21 protein-coding genes and 1 pseudogene are annotated in these 21,369 nt (G+C 71.2%); 6 read left to right on the top strand and 16 right to left on the bottom strand.

Annotation, left to right across the window (positions count from 1 at the left end; genetic code table 11):
• Positions 1–123 precede the first annotated feature (123 nt).
• From AB0I38_RS19065 to AB0I38_RS19045, 5 genes and pseudogenes are all read right to left on the bottom strand, one after another.
• Positions 124–1,269 carry an MFS transporter gene (locus AB0I38_RS19065; protein WP_358469168.1) on the bottom strand — a complete coding sequence of 382 codons (1,146 nt, stop codon included), beginning with the start codon at positions 1,267–1,269 and terminating at the stop codon, positions 124–126.
• A gap of 154 nt (positions 1,270–1,423) precedes the next feature.
• Positions 1,424–2,524 carry a hypothetical protein gene (locus AB0I38_RS19060; protein ID WP_358469165.1) on the bottom strand — a complete coding sequence of 367 codons (1,101 nt, stop codon included), beginning with the start codon at positions 2,522–2,524 and terminating at the stop codon, positions 1,424–1,426.
• Between the two features lie 64 nt (positions 2,525–2,588).
• Positions 2,589–3,404 (bottom strand): phosphotransferase family protein, encoded by an 816-nt coding sequence (locus AB0I38_RS19055; protein WP_358469162.1) that lies wholly within the window; start codon positions 3,402–3,404, stop codon positions 2,589–2,591.
• Between the two features lie 391 nt (positions 3,405–3,795).
• Positions 3,796–5,073: pseudogene (locus AB0I38_RS19050) on the bottom strand (aldehyde dehydrogenase family protein); the annotation flags it as partial.
• A gap of 5 nt (positions 5,074–5,078) precedes the next feature.
• Positions 5,079–5,336 (bottom strand): hypothetical protein, encoded by a 258-nt coding sequence (locus AB0I38_RS19045; protein ID WP_358469159.1) that lies wholly within the window; start codon positions 5,334–5,336, stop codon positions 5,079–5,081.
• 165 nt (positions 5,337–5,501) lie between these two features.
• On the opposite strand from AB0I38_RS19045, the gene AB0I38_RS19040 reads away from it, so the two are divergent.
• On the top strand, positions 5,502–6,104 hold the full coding sequence (locus tag AB0I38_RS19040; RefSeq protein WP_358469156.1) for a TetR/AcrR family transcriptional regulator: 603 nt from the start codon (positions 5,502–5,504) through the stop codon (positions 6,102–6,104).
• 750 nt (positions 6,105–6,854) lie between these two features.
• Here the strand turns inward: AB0I38_RS19040 and AB0I38_RS19035 are convergent.
• A complete protein-coding gene (locus AB0I38_RS19035) occupies positions 6,855–7,418 on the bottom strand; it encodes a TetR/AcrR family transcriptional regulator (protein WP_358469153.1) in 564 nt (187 codons plus the stop codon).
• Positions 7,419–7,504: 86 nt separating this feature from the next.
• On the opposite strand from AB0I38_RS19035, the gene AB0I38_RS19030 reads away from it, so the two are divergent.
• Genes AB0I38_RS19030 through AB0I38_RS19015 form a run of 4 tightly spaced genes read left to right on the top strand, consistent with a single transcriptional unit; the run spans position 7,505 to position 10,533 of the window.
• Positions 7,505–8,416 carry a TIGR03620 family F420-dependent LLM class oxidoreductase gene (locus AB0I38_RS19030; RefSeq protein WP_358469148.1) on the top strand — a complete coding sequence of 304 codons (912 nt, stop codon included), beginning with the start codon at positions 7,505–7,507 and terminating at the stop codon, positions 8,414–8,416.
• Between the two features lie 31 nt (positions 8,417–8,447).
• A complete protein-coding gene (locus AB0I38_RS19025) occupies positions 8,448–9,065 on the top strand; it encodes a TetR family transcriptional regulator (protein ID WP_358469145.1) in 618 nt (205 codons plus the stop codon).
• Positions 9,062–9,253 carry a ferredoxin gene (locus AB0I38_RS19020; RefSeq protein ID WP_358469142.1) on the top strand — a complete coding sequence of 64 codons (192 nt, stop codon included), beginning with the start codon at positions 9,062–9,064 and terminating at the stop codon, positions 9,251–9,253. Before AB0I38_RS19025 ends, AB0I38_RS19020 begins: the two co-directional genes overlap by 4 nt.
• Positions 9,254–9,261: 8 nt before the next feature.
• Positions 9,262–10,533, top strand: a complete 1,272-nt coding sequence (locus AB0I38_RS19015) for a cytochrome P450 (protein ID WP_358469139.1) — start codon at positions 9,262–9,264, stop codon at positions 10,531–10,533.
• A gap of 6 nt (positions 10,534–10,539) precedes the next feature.
• Here AB0I38_RS19015 and AB0I38_RS19010 read toward each other — a convergent pair whose 3' ends face one another.
• From AB0I38_RS19010 to AB0I38_RS18990, 5 genes are all read right to left on the bottom strand, one after another.
• Entirely contained in the window at positions 10,540–11,037 is a 498-nt protein-coding gene (locus tag AB0I38_RS19010; RefSeq protein WP_358469136.1) for a DUF4396 domain-containing protein, read from the bottom strand.
• A gap of 89 nt (positions 11,038–11,126) precedes the next feature.
• Entirely contained in the window at positions 11,127–11,924 is a 798-nt protein-coding gene (locus AB0I38_RS19005; protein WP_358469133.1) for an SDR family oxidoreductase, read from the bottom strand.
• Positions 11,925–12,098: 174 nt separating this feature from the next.
• Entirely contained in the window at positions 12,099–12,533 is a 435-nt protein-coding gene (locus tag AB0I38_RS19000) for a YybH family protein (RefSeq protein ID WP_358469130.1), read from the bottom strand.
• Positions 12,534–12,589: 56 nt separating this feature from the next.
• Complete coding sequence (locus AB0I38_RS18995; protein ID WP_358469126.1) at positions 12,590–13,627, bottom strand: LLM class flavin-dependent oxidoreductase; 1,038 nt, start codon at positions 13,625–13,627, stop codon at positions 12,590–12,592.
• Between the two features lie 81 nt (positions 13,628–13,708).
• Entirely contained in the window at positions 13,709–14,707 is a 999-nt protein-coding gene (locus AB0I38_RS18990; RefSeq protein ID WP_358469123.1) for a LacI family DNA-binding transcriptional regulator, read from the bottom strand.
• Between the two features lie 185 nt (positions 14,708–14,892).
• On the opposite strand from AB0I38_RS18990, the gene hisD reads away from it, so the two are divergent.
• A complete protein-coding gene (hisD, locus tag AB0I38_RS18985; protein ID WP_358469120.1) occupies positions 14,893–16,200 on the top strand; it encodes a histidinol dehydrogenase in 1,308 nt (435 codons plus the stop codon).
• A 96-nt stretch (positions 16,201–16,296) separates the two neighbouring features.
• On the opposite strand, the gene AB0I38_RS18980 is transcribed toward hisD, so the two are convergent.
• From AB0I38_RS18980 to AB0I38_RS18960, 5 genes are read right to left on the bottom strand one after another with little or no spacing between them, the layout of a single operon-like run.
• On the bottom strand, positions 16,297–17,121 hold the full coding sequence (locus AB0I38_RS18980) for a hypothetical protein (protein WP_358469117.1): 825 nt from the start codon (positions 17,119–17,121) through the stop codon (positions 16,297–16,299).
• Positions 17,118–17,933, bottom strand: a complete 816-nt coding sequence (locus AB0I38_RS18975; RefSeq protein ID WP_358469114.1) for an alpha/beta fold hydrolase — start codon at positions 17,931–17,933, stop codon at positions 17,118–17,120. Before AB0I38_RS18975 ends, AB0I38_RS18980 begins: the two co-directional genes overlap by 4 nt.
• Before the next feature lie 3 nt (positions 17,934–17,936).
• On the bottom strand, positions 17,937–19,367 hold the full coding sequence (locus AB0I38_RS18970) for an FAD-dependent oxidoreductase (protein WP_358469111.1): 1,431 nt from the start codon (positions 19,365–19,367) through the stop codon (positions 17,937–17,939).
• A gap of 6 nt (positions 19,368–19,373) precedes the next feature.
• Entirely contained in the window at positions 19,374–20,246 is an 873-nt protein-coding gene (locus AB0I38_RS18965; RefSeq protein WP_358469108.1) for an MBL fold metallo-hydrolase, read from the bottom strand.
• Between the two features lie 3 nt (positions 20,247–20,249).
• A complete protein-coding gene (locus tag AB0I38_RS18960) occupies positions 20,250–21,341 on the bottom strand; it encodes an LLM class flavin-dependent oxidoreductase (protein WP_358469105.1) in 1,092 nt (363 codons plus the stop codon).
• Between the last annotated feature and the right edge of the window lie 28 nt (positions 21,342–21,369).

Raw genomic sequence — 21,369 nt, 5'->3', positions numbered from 1 at the left:
CGTCTACCAGGAGCTTCTTTGCGTCATCGGCCGAACATCAGCATCGCGATCATGCTGTGATCAGGACACGCGTCCAGGAGGTTGAAAAACGTTCACTCGAAGGCCACCGGCGGGGCAGTGCCGTCACCTTGGTTTCGCGGCCCCAGGTTCGGCGAGCCGCAGGGCCGCCACGGCACAGCCGAGTCCGACCGCCACGACCAGGATCGTCACCGGGACCAGCGCCGCCCAGCCACTTCGTTCCACGACAGCGGCGTACAGGGGCGGCCCCAGCAGCGTGCCCAGGCTGCCGAGTTGGGTCAGGGCGCCGGCGGCCCAGGCCGTACGGTCGCCCGCGACCACGGGCACCATCGCGAACAGCGCCGACACGGCCAGCCCGTTCAACGCCATCAGGGCCGCCGCCGACAGGGCCGCCACGACAGTCGATCCGGCGAGCAGAACACCCGCGGCCACTGCCGCCATGGGCATGACCGCGGCCAGCAGCCGCTGTGGCGCCACCCCCGCGTTCAGCAGCGCTCCGGCCGCCATGCTGCCGAGCGCGCTCGACGCGGCCACCACCCCGGTCACCAGACCCGCATCGCTCACGGCCAATCCGTGCACGGTGGACAGGAACGTCGACAACAGGGTCACCACGGCCACTCCGACCAGGGCAATCAGGGCGAACGCCGCGGCCAGCGGCCAGACACCGCGACCACGCCCGCGAACCGCCTGCCGAGGGCGACCCGCGACGTCCGGCAGGGCCAGGCGCGCCACGCCGGCCGTGACGAGCGCCAGCCCTCCAACCGCGGTCGCCGACGCCCGCCATCCTGAAGCACTCAGCAACCCGCCCATCACCGAGGCCAGGGCCAAGCCGACCGGAACGCACATCCCCCACAAAGCCAGCGCGAGCCGTGCCCGCTCGGCTCGGAGCAGCCGGGCGAGCAGGGCGGGACCCAGAACCACCACGGCCGCGTATCCGACCCCCTGGCCCACGCGGAGCACGATCAGCGCTTCGGAGTGGCTCACGCTCGCCGACGCCATGCCCGCCGCCGCGAGTATCAGGAGCCCTGCGATGAACGGCCCGCGCAATCGACGCGTGTCCGCCCACTGCCCCACCGGCATACAGGTGAGCCCGGCCACCAAGGTGACCCCGGACGCCAACCAGCCCGTCATCGCGAAAGGGAGAGCGAACTCGTCGCTCAGCTGTGCCAGGAACGGGGTCAACGCCCCGAGCGTCATGGCGGCCGTGACACCGGCCAGCAACACCACCGCGATGATCCTTCGTTCGGCCATGCGGCCGCACCTCCCCTGTTCGGGAGACACGACCGGTTCCCCGGCCCGACCCTCAGCCCATGGGGCGATGTCTCAGGAGGATCCTCACGATCACGCGGCGTCCGCGCCTCGGGTGAGGCTACGGTCTTCCCCGTCGTCGAGCCAAGCCGGGCCGTCAGGGAGCCAGGTCGAGCCAGCCCGTGAACCCCGACGGGTCGTGCCGGCCCATCACGGCGTGCTCGAACAGGCCATAGCCGACACTTCCCTCACAGGTGACCCGAGCGATGTGGTCGACGGTGGAGTACGGCAGCCGGCCGACGATCCCGGGGTCGGTGAGGTCGTACTCGGTGGCTGACGACCAGTCGCGGCCCTTCCACTGCCCGTGCTGCCATTCCGGGTCACCGCCGTATCCCGCGCCGACCGTGAGCGACACGGAGCCGAGTGTCTGGACGTCCACCACCAGCGGCGCGCCGTCAGATGTGGTGAGGTGCAGCCGAGCGGACTCCGGTTCGCGGGTGCCGCTCCGGTAGGTGATCTCGATGCGCGGCCATCCCAGCTGCTCGACGCGACCGTCGGCGAAGGCGCGGGTCGCGTGGTTGAGCGTGCGATGGCCGTCCGGGCTCTCCTGGACGATGACGAGCAGCGAGTAGTCGTCGAACCTGAGCGGGGCGTAGGTCCACCAGTGCCCGCCGGTAGGCTCCTCGCCGAGCCGGCCGGCGGGGTCGGCGTCGCCGACCGGGCGGATACCCCACGAGCGGTCCCGGCTGCCCATCCAGGTGCCGGGATCCACGAGCAGCTCGTCGCCGTCGAACGTCAGGCTCCCGGACCAGCTGCCGACCTGCGCGAACCGGGTGGCGTCGAGGATCGAGCGCGGCCCCGCGTCGAGGATGTGACGCTCCTCCAGTGTCGCCGGGAACGATCCCTCCCAGACGAGGTCGAAGGAGAGGCTCTCGTGCTCGCAGACCACTCGCAGCTTCTGCAGGGGCTCGATCACTTCGATCCGGAAGCCGCCGACCTCGGTGCGCAACGTGCCCGCCTCATAGGCGTCGGAGAAGCGCACCGCCCACTGCCGGTCGCCGGAGCGCACGGTGGCGAACGCGTCGATCACCCCGAGATTGGGGTAGATGCCCAAGCCCAGGACCAGGAACCGTTCGCCGGTGCGGTCGTGGGCGTTGAAGTAGTAGCGGTCGTAGAAGTTCTTGTCGGTGCTGGCGACACGCGCCATGGACAGCGGCGCCTGGTGGACCGGCAGTTCGTCGAGCGGCACGGGCTTCATCGGGGCTCCCCGTCGTGGTGGTGGGTCATACCTGTCCCTTCGGGCTCGGTCATGCTCGCCGGGCTCACTTCCAGCTGTAGGTGCCGTCGATGAGCCGCCGCAGCATCTGGTGGTGCAGGACGTACTCGTTCGGGTCCTCGGGAGCCTCCACCTCGCCGAAGTGCATGCGGCGGCGGTGGATCCGGGCCATCACCGTCCCGTGCCGCAGCGCCGCGTAGGTGAGGTAGAAGTCCAGGTCCTGGACCTGGACGCCCGCGGTCCGCTCGTAGCGGGCCACCACGTCGTCGCGCCGGAGCATCTCGGGCAGCCCGGGCACCTCGAACACCTCGGCGATGTCCTGGAACATGCTGTGGAAGAAGATGAACCAGCCCAGGTCCAGCTCGCGCGGAGCCAGCCACGCCGACTCCCAGTCGAGCACGCCGACCGGCCGCGTGCCGGCGTACAGGATGTTGCCGATCCGGGCGTCGCCCCAGCACAGCACGTCGGCCGAGGGCGCTGCGGGCCAGTGCTCCGCTATCCAGGAGAAGGCGTCCTCCAGCACCGGGATGCGCACACCGTCGTCGCGGTGGCTCCACTCGTAGTAACGGCGCTCGTTCTCGAAGTGGCGCCGCAGCCCCGCGTCCGCGGCGAGGCTCGGGAACTTCGAGGCCGGGTCCGCGATCGCGTGGATGCCGGCCAGGACGTCCACGCTGGCGTCCTGGAGCTCCCGTCGCCGGGCCGGGTCGAGCTCGCCGAGCCAGCCGCCGAAGACGTACGGCGGATTGTCGACCGGCACCGATCCCGTCAACCGGTCCATGACCAGGAACGGCTGACCGAGGATGTCGGGGGACGACTCCACCCAGCGCACCCGGGGCACGGGCACCTCCGAGTGCTCGCGCACGCCGACCTTTCACCTCGTACTGGCGCTGCAGGTCGTAGCCGGGGAACACCGGGACCGCCGAAGCCTCCGGGGCCAGTCGCGCCACGAGTTCAGCCCGAGGCGACGTGCCGCCGTCGGTCCACGACGCGTCGAACAGCACCGACACGCTGGACATCCCCGAGTGCTCGGGATGGCGCAGCCCGTCCAGCCGCACGTCGGTGCCGATGCGCTCGGAGAGCCAGGCGCCGAGGGTGACCCGGAGCTCGTCCAGGTCGGTCTCGCTGGTGCTGATGTCCTCCTGGGGCGACGCGGGGGTGGTGGCGCCGCCGGCTCCGTCCTTCACGCTGAGCACGGTGACCTGGAGGAAGTCCTCCACTCCGGCGAGACCACCCTCACGTCCGAAGCCGCTGCCCTTGACCCCGCCGAACGGCAGCTCCACTTCCAGCGCGTTGTGCTGGTTGACCCACACCGAGCCCGCCTCGACGCGCTCAGCGACCTCGGTCGCGCGGGCGAGGTCGCCGCCCCACACCGAGGCGCCGAGCCCGAACTCCTGCCCGTTGACGGTTTCGAGGACCTCCTCCAGGTCGTGGTAGCCCACGACCGGGAACACCGGGCCGAACTGCTCCTCCGCGACGATGCCCATCGCGTCGGTGCAGTCGCGCAGCAGCGTCGGTTCCAGGAAGTGTCCGGGTAGGTCCGTGCCCCGCTGTCCTCCCTTGACCAGCGTCGCCCCGTCCGCGAGCGCCTTGTTCAGCAGGGTCCGCACCACGTCCAGCTGCGCGCGGTTGTGGACGGGGCCCATGGTGACGCCGGGCTGCGCCGGGTCGCCCACCCTCATGGCCCCCATGGCGGCGGCGAAGGCCGTACAGAACTCGTCGACCAGGCGGTCGGGCACGTAGGCGCGCTTCGGCGCGACGCACATCTGGCCCGCGTTGAAGAAGGCCGAGGCGGCGAGCCTGGCCGCCGCGTCCGCGACGTCGGCGTCTTCGAGCACGATCGCCGGGTCGTTGCCGCCCAGCTCCAGCGTGACCGGCGTGACAGACGCGGCGGCCGTGCGCATGATCTCGCGGCCCACCGCCGTGGAGCCGGTGAACGACACCTTGCGCACCAGCCGGTGCTCGACGACTCCCCGGCCGACGGCGGCGCCGCCGTTGACGACGGTGAGCACGCCCTCGGGCAGCACCCGGTTCAGCAGTTGCACGAACCGCGTCACCGTCAGCGACACCGACTCCGCCGGCTTGGCGATCACGGTGTTGCCGGCGGCCAGGGCGGGCGCCGCCTTGGCCGCCAGCAGGAACACCGGGAAGTTCCAGGGGACGATCGCCCCGACGACGCCGTACGGCCGGCGCACCACCTGCGCGGACCGCCCCGGCGCGGGAACCGCCTCCTCGGTCTCGGGCCAGTCGACGCGGGCCAGGTGCGCGAAGCAGCGCCCGGTGATCCAGACCTCGCCGGACGCCTCGGCCAGGCTCTTGCCCTGCTCGCGGACGAGCAGCTCGGCCAGTTCCTGCTGGTGGTCCATGATCGTGAACGAGCAGGCGGCCAGCATCCGCCGGCGCCGGTCGCGGTCGGTGCGCCAGTCGCGTGACGCGAGGTCGGCGGCCCGGTCCAGGCGGTCGAGCTCGTCGAGTCCGGTGACCGGCGTGCGGCCGAGCTCCTGGAGGGTGGCCGGGTTGACGGAGATCAGCACGTCGCTCACGCCGCACCCGCGTTCGCGGCCCCCGCGGACATGGCCGGAGCGATGTAGTTGACGATGTCCTCGACTCCGGCCCTGGTGCTGAGATCACCGACGAGGTGGAGGTCGGCCGCCGTGGTGGGGACGCGATCGACACCGATGACCTTGGCGCCGCCCGCGCGGAACCTCTCGACCGCCACGGCGCCGATGCCGGATGCCGAACCCGTGACCACCACCGTGCGATCACGGAACGCCCTGGGGTCCTGGAACTGGGTCATGACTATTCCTCCGAGGGGAACCGTCCATCGGGACTGGAGGTTGGACGGCGGTCCAATTTGTAGTGCAGATCACAGTCGCGCCAGCGCTGTGGTCCCGCTCACCAAGACAGACTTCTCCGCGCGGTACCATTCCGCCTCACTGGCGACCCGCGCCGGGGCGGAGGTGTGACTCAAGTAGTGACCGGACGGCGCGAGCAGAACCGGCGAGAGACCCGGACCAGGGTCCTTGACGCGGCCAAGAAGCTCTTCCTCGAGCGCGGCGTCGAGGGCACCACCGCGGTTGATCTCGCGTCGGCCGCCCGGATCTCGCGCTCGACGTTCTTCAACTACTTCGCCACCAAGGATGACCTTCTCATCGCCCTCTGGGAGGAGCAGGTCGGAAACCTCGGCTCCCTGATCACCGAAGCCCTCGCGCAGCCGGCGTCGACCGAGGAGCGCGTCCTCCTGCTCTTCACCGACCTTGTCGAGGCCGTCGACCGGCGGCCGGGATACCTCGCGATGGTGGCCTACGAGCTGGAGCGGGCCGACAGCCGAGAGATCACGGCCGTCCGCAGTGTGCTCTTCCACGAGCAGTTGCGCAGGATCATCGACGCCGGCCTCGAACAAGGCGACGTGCGGACCGACTACGACCCGGCGCTGCTCGTCGAGATGGTGGGGGCCGTATACCTTTCGGTGCTCCGCAACCTGCGGCTGGAAGCGGATTACGGCCTGCGCGCCAGCGCACCCGAGGCGGGACGGTTCATCGCCGCCAGCGTGTGCCGGTCGTGAACCAGAGGCGCCTCCCCTTCCGCGCCGGCCCGCCAATCGCCCAGGTGGCCCGCCGGGTCCCGACCTCTATTGAGCCCTGCCGATCCTCGATCTCTATGGGGCCCGCCGATCCTCGACCTCGACCGACAGGGCCGGCCAGGACAGGGCAAGCCGTAGCAGTCGGAGAAGTATGCCAGCCGACGAGGAAGGAAGTGCGTCCCTACAAAACCGGCTTGTTGTTGCGTACGTCGTACAAGGCATGACCATGCTGGAAATACGTCCAGGGACAGCAGACGACCGTGAGTGGATCTAGCGGCTGCGGCACGAGGTTTACGCGCGCGAGCTTGGCCAGCACGCCCCCAACCAGGCCGAACGTCTGACAGACGCGCTCGACGGCGACAACGTCTACCTCGTAGCCGCCAACGGCGCCGCCCTGTACGCCGGTCGCGGCGGGGCCGCCGCGCTGGCCGTGGCGGCGGGGATCGTGTGCGCTCTGGAGTACGGCGGATTGCTGAAGTCGGCCGTGGCCGACCGCGTGGCACTCGTGACAGTGGTGGCCGCGTCACCGCTGGTGGCGTGGCTGGCGCCGGCGCACCTGGTGAAGGCACTGGTCGTCGGCGTGCTGGTGGTGGTCCTCGTCCCGCTGCTGGCCGGGGACACGGAGGGCGGGCTCGGACGGGCGTCGCAGGGGGTGTTCGGGGTGGTGTGGTTCCTGCCGCTGGTGGGGGTGGGGTACGCCACTGCACCCGGTGGCCTCGTCGGTGATCCGGTTCAGCGTGGACGCAGGCCCTCGAAGACCAGGTCGAGGAGGCGTTCGGCGGTGTCTGGCGGGGCGGTCATCTCGTTGACCCAGGCGACGGCCGTAGCCAACTCGATGAGTTCGGAGCCGGTCAGGTCGGTTCGTGCCTGGCTGCGGGCTCGTGCGTGTCGCAGCAACTCGGTGGCGGCCTGTTCGACGGCCAGGCAGCGGGCGCCCAGCGGCCCGTCCCCCGTGCGCGTTGCCCGCGCGTAACTGGTGGCGATCCCGCGGTACCGGATGATGTGCCGCACGAGGGCGGAGACCCACTCACGCAGGATGTCCCGTGATTCCGGCTCGTCGAGCAGTTCGATGGCCAGCGCGGCGAGGCCGTCCAGGCTTTGGCCGACGATTTCGGCCGTCAGCGCCTCCTTGTCAGGAAAGTGGCGCCACAGCGTGCCCGGCCCCACTCCCGCGCGGCGGGCGATGTCGTTCATCGCGGCCGTGTCGACGCCGACCTCGTCGAAGAGCGCAGTCGCCGCCTCGATCAAACGTGCTCGGTTGCGCCGCGCGTCACTGCGTCGGGGGTGTCCGGTCATCACGTCGTTCCCTCTCCCTGTCGTAACGGAGTGGCACTCCGGTACTATACGGAGCTCCACTCCGGATTTTAGTGAGGAGCTCGTTCATGAGGCCGACTCTGCCGTTCATCGGCGCAGTGGGACTGTGGGTGCCCGGCATGGACCTGAGGTCACCGGCCGCGGCCGCCGAGGTCGCCGCGGAGGTCGAGACGCTCGGCTACGGCGCACTGTGGCTGAGCGAAGGGCTGGTCCGTGACCCGTTCATGGAGGCGTCCACACTGCTGGGCGCCACCGCTTCGCTGATCGTAGGAACGGGCATCGCGGTGATCTGGGGGCGTCACCCCCGGGTGATCAGGTCGCAGGCGCGGGCGCTGCTCGACGCCCATCCCGGCCGGTTCGTGCTGGGACTCGGCACGTCCCACGCCCGGCTGGTCGAGGGCGTGCTGGGCCTGCGCTACGAGCGGCCTTTGACGGCGCTGCGCGAACACCTTGACCGCCTGGACGAGCCCGATCCCATACTCGAACTGGCCGCAGTCGACAGCGGTCCGGCGTCCCAGGCACCCCGGGTGCTCGCCGCGCTGGGCCCCCGAGCCCTCGAACTGGCGCGGGACCGATCTGCCGGCGCGTTCTCCTATTTGGTCACGCCGGAACACACAGCCGATGCCCGCGCGGTGCTGGGGCCGGACCGTGCCCTGATCGTCGAACAGGCCGTGGTGACCGGAGTGAGCGCCGACGAGGCGCGGGCCAGGGCGCGCGCCCACATCGCCGGCTACCTTCCCGGCGTGCCGTACCGGGCCAGCTGGCGGCGGCTCGGGTTCGACGACGTCGACTTCGCCGATGGCGGAAGCGATCGCCTGGTCGACGCGCTGGTGGCGATCGGCGACGAGGAGATCGCGGCGCGGGTCAGCGCTCACCTGGCAGCAGGTGCCGACCATGTGTGCCTCCAGGCGCTGCCCGCGAATCCAGCCACTCTCCCACTCGACCAGTGGCGTCGGCTCGCACACCTCACGAGCTCTTGACGGAGGAAATGAACGCTCTTTTAATTCGCATATGGCGCGTATCGCAGGGGTCACCGCCGCCGAGACCCGTGAACGGCTACTGCAGGCTGCCGCCGACGGGTTCGCGGAGCGTGGCTACGACGGTACGCGCGTGGCCGACATCGCCGCCGCGGCGGGGGTGAGCAACGGCGCGCTGTACGCGCACTTCGGCTCGAAGGCCGAGCTGCTGGTGGCCGCGCTGCGCGCGCACGGGCCGCGTCTGCTGGCCCGGCTGTTCGCCGCCGAACCCGACCGGCCGATCGCCGACCTGCTCGTCGACGTCGGCCGCCGGCTGCCCCACCGTCGCGAGGCCGCCGGCTATCTCATCGTCGAGGCGCTGGTCGCGGCCCGCCGCGACCAGGACGTGGCCCGGCCGATGCGCGACTACATCGGCGAACGCGCCGACTGGCTCGCCGGACTGGTCCACGTCGGCCAGGCCGCGGGCGAGCTCGACACCACGCTGTCGCCGGACGCGCTCGCCCACTTCTGCCTGCTGCTGGCGATGGGCAGCGCGCTGGTCACCCCCGACCTGCACGCCGTGGACGACGAGGAGTGGACCTCGTTGCTCACCCGGATCGTCGGCGCCCTCGCTCCGACCGACACCACAGCACCGACGGGAGCACCGCAGTGAAGGTACGGATCGACGCTGAGCGATGCCAGGGACACGGCCGCTGCTACGACCTCGCCCCCGACCTGTTCGGCGAGGACGACGAGGGCTACGGGCAGGTCATCGGCGATGGCTCCGTGCCGCCCAGCGAGGAGCGGCCCGCGCGCCTGGCGGTGTCCAACTGTCCCGAACGAGCGATCGAGATCCTCTAGGAGCCACCATGACCGTCGACGATCGCTTCGGCCAGGACTACCGGGAGGCGCTGGAGGACCGGCCCCTCGGCATCCGCAACGAGATCATCACCGGCCCGGTCTCCGACTGGGCGACCGACTTCTCCCACGCGGAGCCCGAATGGGCGGCCGACCCGTACCCCATCCAGGACGACCTGCGGCAGCGCTGCCCGATCGCGCGCACCGAGCGGTTCGGCGGCGCCTGGTTGCCGACCCGCTACGAGGACGTCGCGGCCATCGCCTACGACACCGAGCGCTTCTCCTCGCGCGCGATCATCGTGAGCAACGTCCGGCCGCCTCTCGAACTGGCGCCGGTGGGCAGCGTGCCGCCGATCTCCTCCGACCCGCCCTTCCACCACCACGCGCGCAAGCTCCTGCTGCCGGCGTTCACCAAGACCGCGGTGGCCCGGCGGGAGGCGGAGACCCGGGCGTTCTGCCACTCGCTCATCGACGCGCTGGAGGGGCAGGAGGTCGTCGACGCCGCCCGCGACTACGCCCAGCACATCCCGATGCGCGTCATCGCCGACCTGCTCGGCTTCCCGCCCGAGGACGGGCCGCGGTTCCGTGAGTTCGTCGAGAACGCGCTCGAAGGCGTCAACGCTCCGCCCGAGGTGCGCATCCCCCGGATGGAGAAGCTGTTCGACTATCTGCTCACGCAGATCCGCGACCATGTCGACCACCCGCGCGACGACCTCACGACCTACCTCGTCAACGTGGAGCTGCACGGCCGGAAACTGGAGCAGTCGCACGTGGCCGGCACGATGGCGCTGCTGCTCATCGCCGGCATCGACACGACCTGGAGCGCCATCGGCGCTTCTCTCTGGCATCTGGCGAAGACTCCCGCCGACCGCGAGCGGCTGGTGGCCGAGCCGGAGCTGCTGCCGACCGCGATGGAGGAGCTGCTGCGCGCCTACGCGCCGGTCACGATGGCCCGGCTGGTCAAGGAGGACATGCACTGGGGCGGCGTCGACATGAAAGCCGACGACTGGATCCTGCTGTCGTTCCCGGCCGCCAACCGGGATCCCGCGCAGTTCGACCGGGCGGCCGACGTCGTCATCGACCGCGAGGTCAACCGGCACGCCGCGTTCGGCCTCGGCATCCATCGTTGCGTGGGGTCGCACCTGGCGCGCATGGAGTTGCGGGTCGCCCTGGAGGTCTGGCTGGAGCGCTTCCCGGTCTTCGGTCTTTCGGACTCGGCGCCGGTGACGTGGGCCACGGGTCAGGTGCGCGGCCCGCGCACCCTCCCCATCCGCGTGGGCTGAGCGCGGTCAGTGGCCGTGATGGTACTGGTGCGTCACGGCGTGCCCCTTGCCTCGTGAGATCAGCCACTTGTTCACCGGGGTGGTGAGCAGGAACGCCACGAGCAGGGAGCCTGCCAGCGCGCCCCAGAAGAGCACGCTGGTGACGCCGGCGTCCATCGCCCCGGGCACGACGAGCATCACCGTGTTGTCGAGCACCTCCATGATGGCGATGGAGATGGTGTCGGCGGCCAGCGCGACCTTCAGCGCGGTGCGCAGCCCGACTCCGGCGCGCAGCACGCCGCGCATGGTGAGCGCGTAACCGAAGACGAACGCCAGCGCCACCGACAGCACCACGGTCGCGAGGTTGCTCAGGCCGGCCGACGTGCCGATGACCATGCCGAGCACCTCGCCGATGGCGCACCCGGTCAGGCAGTGCAGGGTCGCCTGCGCCGCCATCGCCCAGGACGCGCCGGAACTGGCGGCGTCATGGTCATGGGGAGGGGGGTGGTGGCTGTCGTGAGACACGTGGAGCCTCCTTGGTGGTCGGCTCCTCATCATACGGATGGGGGGTATCCGTCGTCGAAGCCGGTGGTGCTCCTTCGACGCGAGGGGGGTCACAGGCCGTAGCGGCTGAGCACGTCTCGCCTGCGCGGCGCGAGAAACTTCCTGGTCATCCGGCCGGTGGTGAGCCATGCGACGGCGTCGCCGTTCCTGGTGCTGGCCAGCATCCTGTCGACCAGGTAGGGCGCGACGTCGTCGACGTGGTCGCACAGGATGTTGAGCACCTTGCGCTGCTTCGCCACCAGCTCCGGGGCGACGGCGGCCTCCCGCAGCCAGCCCTCGGTGATGAGGATGCCGGGTCTGACCTGCCCGATCCGCACGCCGGTCCCGGCGACCTCCTTGGCCAGCGCCCGGGTGAACGAGTCGAGGCCGCGCTTGGTGGCAGAGTAGACGCCCATGCCCGGGCGGATCCGGCCGTCGCTGCCGCCGCCGAGGATGTTGAAGATCTGGCCGCCGCCGTGGGCTCGCATACCCCGGACCGCGACCTGGGAGCCGTACACGGTGCCGAGCATGTTCGTGGTGACCATCGCGCGGACGTCGTCGGGGGTGGTCTCGACGATGGAACGGGTGGTGTGGGCGACGCCGGCGTTGTTGATCCACAGGTCGACCCCGCCGAGCGCGTCGACCGCCGCGGTCCACAGCTTCTCGACCTGCTCGGGGTCGGTGACGTCCACGGCGAGCCCGTGGACCGTGGCCGCTCCGGTCGCTTCCGGCCGGAGCCGCTCGACGGCGTCGTCCACGGCCGCCTGGGTGCGGCCCGAGACGACCACGGAGTGTCCGAGCCGGAGCAGTTCGCGGGCGAGCGCGAAGCCGATTCCCTTGGTGCTGCCGGTGACGACTGCCTTCCGCATGGCTACTCCTGGAGGGTGACGAGTCGCAGGCACGGGCCTTTCTCACCGGCCCGTGCGGGCGGGAACCGGGGGACGCGGACGAGCAGGCTTCGCGCCTGACATCGGCGTTGATCTTACGCCCCGCCCGCGTCCTGGGATAGACCACTTGTCCGGCGATGACCGATCTGGCGGGGGTCAGTGCGGGAAGGACGGAGGTTCGGGAGTGCGGCCCTCGTGGTGGTGGACGATCTTCCATTCGCCGTCGCGCCGGCGGAGCAGATCGGTGATGCGCACGGACGCCGACATGGCATTCGGCTCGCCGTAGGTGAAGTCGAAGTAGTAGCACAGGAGCGCCACATCACCCCACATCTCCTCGCGGACGAAGGTGATGTTCCACGCGAATTCGCCCCGGGCCTTCGACTGGGCCCGGTCGGTCTCATGGAAATCGAGCCGCTGCTGCCGGCCCACGACCAGGTCGGGGACGAACAGGTCCCACAGTGTGCAGTCGTCGGCCAGCAATGTCTCCATGGCGTCGATGTCGCCGTTGCCGAAGTTCTCGAACAGGGTGGTGATCAGCTGCCGGAGCCGGGCGAGTTCCTGTCGCTCGGCGGTGGTGGTGGTCTCGGTCATGACAGGGCCTTTCAGTGGAGAAACGTTCGGTGAAGGAACGTTCAGTGGAGGAACGTTCAGTGGAGGAACACGTCGTTCATGTCGGGGATGGCGGCGACGATCTGCTCCAGCAGCCCGACCGTCGTCGGCTCGTCGAGGCCGACCGGCGGCGCGAGCTCGATCCAGTCGTAGATAGCGGCGTGGACGCGCAGCCGGTCCAGCACAGATCGCCGCGAACCGGCCAGGCTGAAGGTGGTGACCATCTCGTCGCTGACGGACGCCACCAGGGCGTCCTCGTCGCCGCGCGCCATCGCGTCGAGGCCCGCGGCGAGCTCGCGTTCGAACCCGTGCCACCGCAGGACGTCGTGGAAGTACGGGGTCCTGAAGTAGAAGGCGATGCCCGGTCGCGCCCGGTCGATCGCCTCCTGCTCATCGTCGCCGATCGCGGTGTAGACCATGGCGGCCCGGCCGACCGGCGAAGCGCGCCGTGCCGAGGCCGCGCCCCGGGCGATGGCGGGAAGCGACGTCTCACGGACCCATTCCGGGGAGCACATGACGTTCATCAGCAGGCCGTCGGCCGCCTCGCCGCCCAGCTCGGTCATCTTGGCGCCGGTGGCCGCGATCCACACCCGCAGCGGATGGCCGGTCGGCGGCGCCAGGCGGCGGTAGCCGGCGAACCGGTAGAACGGCCCGTCGTGATCGCGCGGCACACCGTCCGGAGCCTCGTAGGCCTGGCGGACCGCGCCGATGAAGTCGCGCATGCGCGCGACCGGCCTGGTGTGGTCGACGCCGTGCCAGTCCTCGCTCCAGGCCTTGGGCATCGCCCCGAACGCCACCGCCACGCGCCCGCCGGACAGCCCCTGCAGGGCCGACACGGCCACGGCCGTGGCGATCGGGGTGCGGGTCCAGGTCGCCACGGTGGCCATGAGCGTGGCCTGCTCCGTCACCGTGCTCAGCGCGCCCAGCGTGGCGACCGCGTCGGTGAAGCCGTCGCCCACCCCGATCATGGTGGCGCCGGCCCGGTCGGCGGCGATCCCGACGCGAAGCGCTTCGGCCGCGCTCACGCTGGGCTGCCCCAGGGCGATCCCGACCCCACGCCTGGGCCCCTGAACCATGCTTTCCATCCTTGTCCGGATCCCTTCGCGTCATCTGGAACGATCCATGCCGGTCAGCCGGAGGTCACCGGCCTGCCGGCGTCACGGCGGACCGTGTGTCGACCGGAGCACCAGCCGGGTGGGGACGCGGTGCTCTGCCGGCCGCTCGTCCGGCGAACGGTCGTGGCGGAGCAGCAGGTCGACCGCCATGCGGGCGAGCAGGTCGAGGTCGCAGTGCACCGTCGTCAGGCCGATCAGCGGCCACGCGGCCATCGGGATGTCGTCGAAGCCGATCACGGTCAGGTCCGCCGGGACGGTGAGGCCCAGCTCGCGCGCCGCCGACAGCACGCCGAACGCGACCACGTCGTTGCCGCAGACGATCGCCGTAGGACGGTCGGGCCTGGAGAGCAGGTCAAGGGCTGCGGCCCGCCCCGCGTCGTGGGTGAAGTCGACCCGCCTGGTGAGCTCGTGCCACGGGTGGACGCCGTGGCGGCGCAGCGCGCGGTCGAGACCGTCGGCACGCTCCTGACCGGTGGACGTGGCCGCGGGGCCCTGGACGGCGCCGACGCGCTCGTGCCCCAGCTCGACCAGCAGGTCGCCGATGGCCGTCGCGCCACCCTGGTTGTCGAACCCGCAACTGTCGGACTCGGCCCGGTCGAGCAACCGGTTGGCCAGGACGTGCGGGATGCCGCGTTCGGCGAGGTCCCGGGGCAGCGTGGAACGGCGTCGCGTCGTGGTGAGGATGACGCCGTCGTAGGAGCCGTCGGCCAGTGCCTCCAGCCCGATGGGGCCCTCGACGTTGTCGGTCACGACCACGGTGCGGAAGTCGTGCCGGGCCAGGTGGCGGCGCAGCGGCTCGACCAGCTCCGGGTAGTAGGGGTTGGTCAGCTCCTCGGTGACCACCGCGATGCGCCTGGTGGTGCGCATCGACAGCGTGCGGCCGGCCTCGCTCGGGATGTACGCCAGCTCGCGGGCGGCGCGCATGACCCGTTCGCGGGTCTCGGGCGAGATGCCGGGGACGTTGCGCAGGGCCCGGGACACGGTCGGCTGGGAGACGCCGGCCAGCTGGGCGACGTCGAAACTGGTCACCTTCTTCGGCACTCGCCTACGCCCCTTTCGTTCCTGAACGCGACCCGGACCTCGTGCCGGCCTTCAGGCCCGGCTTCAGGCCAGGTTTTCGGGCCCGGCTTTCGGGCCCGGCTTTCGGGCCAGGTTTCGGGCCGACCTTGGACAAGTATACGTATGCAAAGTACCGTGAACCCCCCGCCCCCATACGAGAGGCAGTCATGTCCCAGCACCTCAAGTCCGCCATCGGCGCGAATCAGGATGCGGCGCGGCTCGAGGCCGTCCGCACGACCGTCACCGGTGTGATCGACGATGTCCGCCGGCGCGGCGACGCCGCGGTGCGCGCATACTCCGAGAAGTTCGACAACTGGTCACCGGAGCGGTTCCGCCTCGACGCCGGCCAGATCGAGAAGATCGTCGCGTCCGTCCCCGACCAGGTGATCGCCGACATCCACGCCGTGCAGGCGAGAGTGCGCGCGTTCGCGCAACACCAGAAGGACTCGCTGCGTGACTTCGAGGTCGAGACCGAGCCCGGCGTGTTCCTCGGCCAGAAGAACATCCCCGTCGCCACGGCCGGCGCGTACGTGCCCGGCGGGCGCTACCCGCTCGTCGCCTCCGCGCACATGACGGTCGTGACCGCCAAGGTCGCGGGCGTGGAGCGGGTGATCGCCTGCACCCCGCCGATCCACGGCGAGATCCCCGCCGCCACCGTCACCGCCCTGCACCTCGCGGGCGCCGACGAGATCCTGCTGCTGGGCGGCACCCAGGCCGTGGCCGCGATGGCCATCGGCACCGAGACGATCGGCAAGGTCGACCTGCTGGCCGGGCCGGGCAACGCCTACGTGGCCGAGGCCAAGCGGCAGCTGTTCGGGGAGGTCGGCATCGACCTGTTCGCCGGCCCCACCGAGATCCTGATCATCGCCGACGAGTACGCCGACCCGTTCGTGGTCGCCGTCGACCTCCTCAGCCAGGCCGAGCACGGCCCTGACTCCCCCGCGGTGCTGATCACCACCTCCGAGGCGCTCGGCCGCCGGGTGATCGAGCTGGTCGAGGAGCTCCTGGTCGACATGCCGACGGCGGACTTCGCCGGGCCGGCCTGGCGCGACCACGGCGAGGTCGTGGTGGTGGCCGACCTCGACGAGGCGTACGCGCTGGCCGACCGGTACGCCTCGGAGCACGTACAGATCCTCACCGAGTCACCGCGTGAGGCGCTCGACAGGATGCGCAACTACGGTGCGCTCTTCCTGGGCGAGGGGACCTGCGTCTCCTACGGCGACAAGGTCATCGGCACCAACCACACGCTGCCGACGCGTGGCGCGGCCAACTACACCGGTGGCCTGTGGGTCGGCAAGTACCTCAAGACCGTGACGTACCAGGAGGTCGTCGACCGGGCCTCCAGCGCCGCGCTCGGCGAGCTGTGCGGGCGGGCGGCTCGCGTGGAGTTCTTCGAGGGGCATGCGCGGTCGGGAGACGTGCGTGCCCACAAGTACGCCGGCGCGCCCCTGCCGTGGGCTCCGGCGAGTCTCTGAGCACGCCTGGGCGGCCGGCCTCGCCGGCCGCCCAGGTCCTCCTCCGGGTCGTCGCAACGCCTGAACGAGGTGTCAGAGCAGCCGGAACGTAAGGCGTCAGATCACACGGAACGTCAGGTCGACGCCTCCCGGACCGCCGAGCCGGGCAGGGCCGCGCCGGGTCCCGCCCGCCCGCAGAAGGGCGTCCATGGTCGTGGCGGGGTCGTCACAGCCGAAGACCAGCTCGCGCAGGCCGATGCGACGGCGAACCGGGGGCGGCGGCTCGGCGCCGAAGACCTGGACGAGCTCGAGCCGCGCCGGGGCCAGGTCGTCGCCGCCGAGCACGGCGTTGCGCAACGTCACGCCTGGCGCGAGCCCGAGCTGGGCCTCGATCTCCGGCCCGCCCACCTCGCCGTCGAAGACGACGTCCATGCCGCCCGCGGTCACGAAGAACTCCAGGGCGGAGTCCATCCGCTCGACCACGATGACCGCCGAGTGCAGCTCGCCGTGGACCCGGCTCGGGTCGCGTTCGATGGCGGGAGTGGGCAGCCGCGGCTCGTAGTCGGGGATCGTCCACAGCAGGTCGTCCGGTCCCCACGCGAGCCGCTCGCGCAGCGGCGTGGAGAGCCCGGCATCGAAGGTGGCGATCGGGCCGACCCGGCCGCCGGCGCGCGTGACCTGCTCCTCGGTCCGATCGAGGTCGGTCGAGTAGATGCCCAGCAGGCGCGGCCCCGGCTCCCAGAACACCGGCTCAGGCAGCCGTACGTCCTCCTCGGCGGCGACCAGCCGGACCCGTCCGGCCGGGGAGCCCGGCAGGCCCGTGAGCGTCCAGTCCTGGCCGCTGCCGAGGACCTCCCAGCCGAACGCCTCGCTCAGGAACCGGGCGGCCGCCGCCGTGTCGCGGCTGGCGACCACCGCTTCGAGCACCGATCCGAGGCTCATCGGACGCCTCCGAGGAACGCGTCGACGGCGGCCGTGTAGGCGCGCGGCTCGCGGAAGTGGAACGCGGGATGCCCCTCGACGTCGGTCCAGACGTGGCCGGGCACGGCCGGCGCGGCCGCCCGCATGGCGGTGACCAGCAGCGGGTCGTCCTCCGTCGCGTTGAGGAACAGCACCCGGCCGCGCAGGCGCGCCAGCCGGTCGTAGGAGTCGTGCCGGCAGACCGCGTCGTACGCCCACCAGTAGGCGGGGCCGGCCTGCAGGGCCGCGATCAGCTCGCGCTGGAGCTGCGGCCCGTCGGCGCCGGGCACGATGTCGGCCACCTTGGGCTTCACGAAGGTGTCGACGAAGTCCATCGCCCGATCCAGCTCGTACGGCTTGAGCAGCACGTTCGCCCAGAAGTCGCGGTCCTCGTCCTTGAGGGCCAGCAGCCCGAAGAAGACGCTCCCGCGCACTCGCTCAGGATGGGTGGCGGCCACTTCGAGGGCGAACGTGGCGCCGGTGTGGTGCCCGAGGACGTCGAACTCGGCCAGCCCCAGCGCGTCGGCGACCTCGACGAACGTCTCGGCGTAGTAGGCGGCGTCGCCAGGCCGCTCGGAGGGGGCGTCGGACATCCCGAAGCCCGGGGTGTCGACGGCGATCACCCGGCGACCGCGGGCCAGCAGCGGGAGGCTCGGCCCGAACTGACTGCCGTTGCTCGGGGTCTGGTGGAGCAGGAGCAGGGCCGGGCCCTCGCCCATCTCGCGGTAGTGGATCCGCCCGGCCCGGGTGACGACGTAGCCACGCACCTCGCGGGTGGCCGTGTCAGTCGTCATCGTTCACGCTCCCTGTCCGGTCAGGGTCCTGCCGAGGACGCGTCCGAAGGAGAGGGCCGGCGTGACCAGCATCCCGGAGCAGAAGGCGTTGCCCGTCGTCGCGGCCGCACCGATCACCTCGCCCGCCGCGTACAGGCCCTCGATCGGCTCGCCCGCCTCGGTGAGGACCCGCAGGCGGCCGTCCACGGCGAGCCCGCCGAAGGTGATGAACACCGTGGCGACGTTGCGCAGGGCGTAGAACGGACCCTGGGTGATGGTGTGGCTCGCCCGGCGCCGGCCGAACAGGTCGCGCCCGTGCGGCACGCTCGCGTTGAACTCCGCGATCGTGGCCTCCAGCCCCTCCGGGTCGATACCGGCCTTGCGAGCCAGCTCGGCCGGCGTGTCGCCGACCCAGGCGACGTCGCCCTCGCGTGCCTTCTCCCGCAGCCCGTCGGGGCCCCAGAACGGAACGAGGGGAAGCCCGACGTCGATGGAGGCGTCGTCGAAGACGACGAACCAGGCGGTGTCGTCGAGCTGCCTGATGTTGCGCTCGCGCGTGTCGGGGCTGAGCTCCTCCTCGTTCATGAACCGGCGGCCGCTCGGGTCGACGTAGATCTCCCTCGGCAGCCGCAGCGGGTCGTGCAGGACCGGCCAGGCGCCGAGGAGCTCGGCGCGGCCCGATCCCGCGGCCGTCTCGATGCCGTCGGCGGTGGGCAGGTGCTTGTCCGCGCCGCGGAAGGCCGCTCCCACCTTGCGGGCGGCGACGATGCCGTCGCCCTGCGACGTCTCGGGCGCGCAACTGACCAGCCGGTGCGCTCGCGGGGTCACCTCGGCGAACATCTCCGGGTTGGCCGCGTAGCCGCCCGTGGCCAGCACCACGTTCGCGGCGCGGATCTCGCGGGGCCCGTCGGCCCGGTCGACGACGACCCCGACCACCCGGCCGCCGTCCTCGGTGACCAGCTCGCGCAGCGTGCTGCCGGTGAGCAGGACGATCGCGCCCGACTCGACCAGCCGGTCCCAGTCCGGCAGCATCGCGTCGAGGATCTCCAGCCCGCGCCGGGGAGCGAAGTGGGTGCGCGCGACGTCGTACGGCTCATGCCCGAACAGCACGGCCGGGGCCGCGTCGGCGAAGGTGTAGCCGTTGTCCTCCAGCCAGTCGACGGTCCGTGCGGCCTCCTCGACCGCGAGGCGCGTCACCTCCTCGTCGACGGTGCCCCGGCTGATCCGGTCGATGTCCGCGAAGTGCGCCTGGGGAGAGTCGATGATCCCGCGCGCGGCCTGCCGCCGCGTGCCGGCCGCGCTGAGGTCGCCGCCGGTCACGTGGAGCGTTCCACCGACCCGGTCCAGCTTCTCCACCACGCAGACGCGCAGGCCCCTCTCGGCCGCCCCGATCGCGCATGGCATGCCGGCGGTGCCGGCTCCCACGACGAGGACGTCGAATTCGGTCTCGTTCACAAGAAGTCACTCCCCGGTGATCAGATAGATGAGTGCGCGGTCGACGTTCATCGGCGCCCACCGCTCGAAACCGCCCCACGCGCCGTACGCGGGCCGCAGCCGTTCGACCGCCAGGGCCGCCGTCTCGTCGAACATCCGGTCGGTCATGGCCACGCCGTCGGCCAGTTCCTCGGGCCGGTAGTCGCCGTCGTTGAGGATGCTCACCTCGTTCACCTCGGCCCGGGCGGCGGCCGCGGCGTCGAGCAGGTCCCGGTAGTAGCGGCGGTAGTTGTCGATCCACTCCCGGGGCGCCGGCGGGCAGTGGCCGTCGAGGGTGACGTCGACGTCGTCGAAGGCGTCCAGGGTCTCCAGTGACCTCATCGTGCCGACGAAGTCGGTGACGGGCAGGTTGCGGTACGGGACCAGGCCGCCGGCGATCACGTCGATGAGCGCGGCCCACCGGTCGGCGCGGTTGACCACGGCCAGGTTGGTGCGGCTGTGGTTGGGCCCGAGGTCGTACAGCTCCCAGGTGACCTCGCCGAGCCGGAGCCGGCGGTGCCCCTCGACCAGGACGGTCGGGAGCGGCACGCCGGTGATGCCGCGCGAGGTGAGGTTGGCGCCGAGGTCCTTGTGACCGACGATCTGCGCGTCCGGGGCCAGCACCTCGGCGCCGACGATGTGGTCGAGATGCTCGTGGCTGTAGACGATGTACGTCACCGGCTGGTCGGTGACCGACGCGATGGCGTCACGGTAGGCGGCGGCGGCGTCGCGGCTGATCGGGTCGAGCGCGATCACGCCCTCGTCCGACACCGAGAAGACCGTCCGGTAGTAGCCCGTGGGCCAGACGAACTCGTACGAGTCGCCGCCCAGCGGCTCGACCGACCATCCTGGGTCGCCCATGGTTCAGACCGCCTTCTTCGACGCCGTCGGGATGCCGCCGAAGATTCCGCGCAGCATCGCGTCACGGGCTTCGACCAGGTCGGGCGGCCGGACGTCGAGTTCGGCGGCGACCATGAAGCTGAAGACGCCGGACGGGAGCAGGATGCACTCGTCGACGCCGTCGCCGAAGCTCTCGATCTCATCGCGGAGCCGTTCGGGGGTGGAGACGACGATCAGCTCGCGGACGACGTCCTCCGAGAGGGCGGCCGCCGCCTCGGTGTACTTCTCGGCGGCGAGGAGCGGCTTCAGGGTGGAGACCACGTCGGGGTGCGCGGCGGCCAGCCGGTCGAGGTAGAGCGGCACGGCGAACGCGCCCACCAGGTCGGCACGGGCGAGCCGCAGCGCCTCGCCCTCGTCCTCGTGCACGGCCGTGATCGTGCCGAAGCTGACCTTGAACGGGGCGGTGCTGCCGGAGCGCTCGTGGGCTTCGCGGGCCATGGCCGACTTGCGCAGCAGCTCCGCGCGGGGTGCGATGTGGTGCAGGATCACGCCGTCGGCGACCTCGCCGGACATGCGCACCATCCGGTCACCGAAGGCGCCGAACATCGTGGGAATGTCGGCCCGCTGGTAGCCGAAGCCCTTGCCGCTGGCCCGGTAGTGCTCTCGGACGATGTCCACCGGCTCGTCGAGCGGCGTGTAGAGCAGCGTGGTGATGCACTCCTGGTACTCCTTCATCCGCGTGGCGGGCGGGAAGAAGGGGATGCCGTGGGCGTTCTCCATGTCCCCGGCACCCACCAGGCGGTGGAACCGCTCGCTGACCGCGCCCTCCTGGGCGGTGTGCCCCGGACCGAGGCCGAGGGTGAAGCGGTGGCCCCACTCGCCGAGCGACTGGACGGCCCTCGCGGTCTGCAGCGGGGTGCGGGTCGGCAGCGCGATCGCCACGCCGACCTTCAACGTCTCGGTGTGGCTGAGCGCCAGACCGGCGTCCACGAAACAGTCACGGCCGAAGGTGTCTGCCGCCCAGGCGGCTTCGAGGCCGGTCTTCTCGCCCTCCTTGCAGAAGGCGATCCATTCGGCGCCATCGGATGCGATCGCCGAGATGCTCAGCTTTGCCATGCGGATGTCCTCCCTGTCGGCCGTGGCG

Source organism: Nonomuraea cavernae (assembly GCF_040655715.1).
Lineage (GTDB): Bacteria > Actinomycetota > Actinomycetes > Streptosporangiales > Streptosporangiaceae > Nonomuraea > Nonomuraea cavernae_A.
This window is presented reverse-complemented; position numbering and strand designations above follow the sequence as displayed.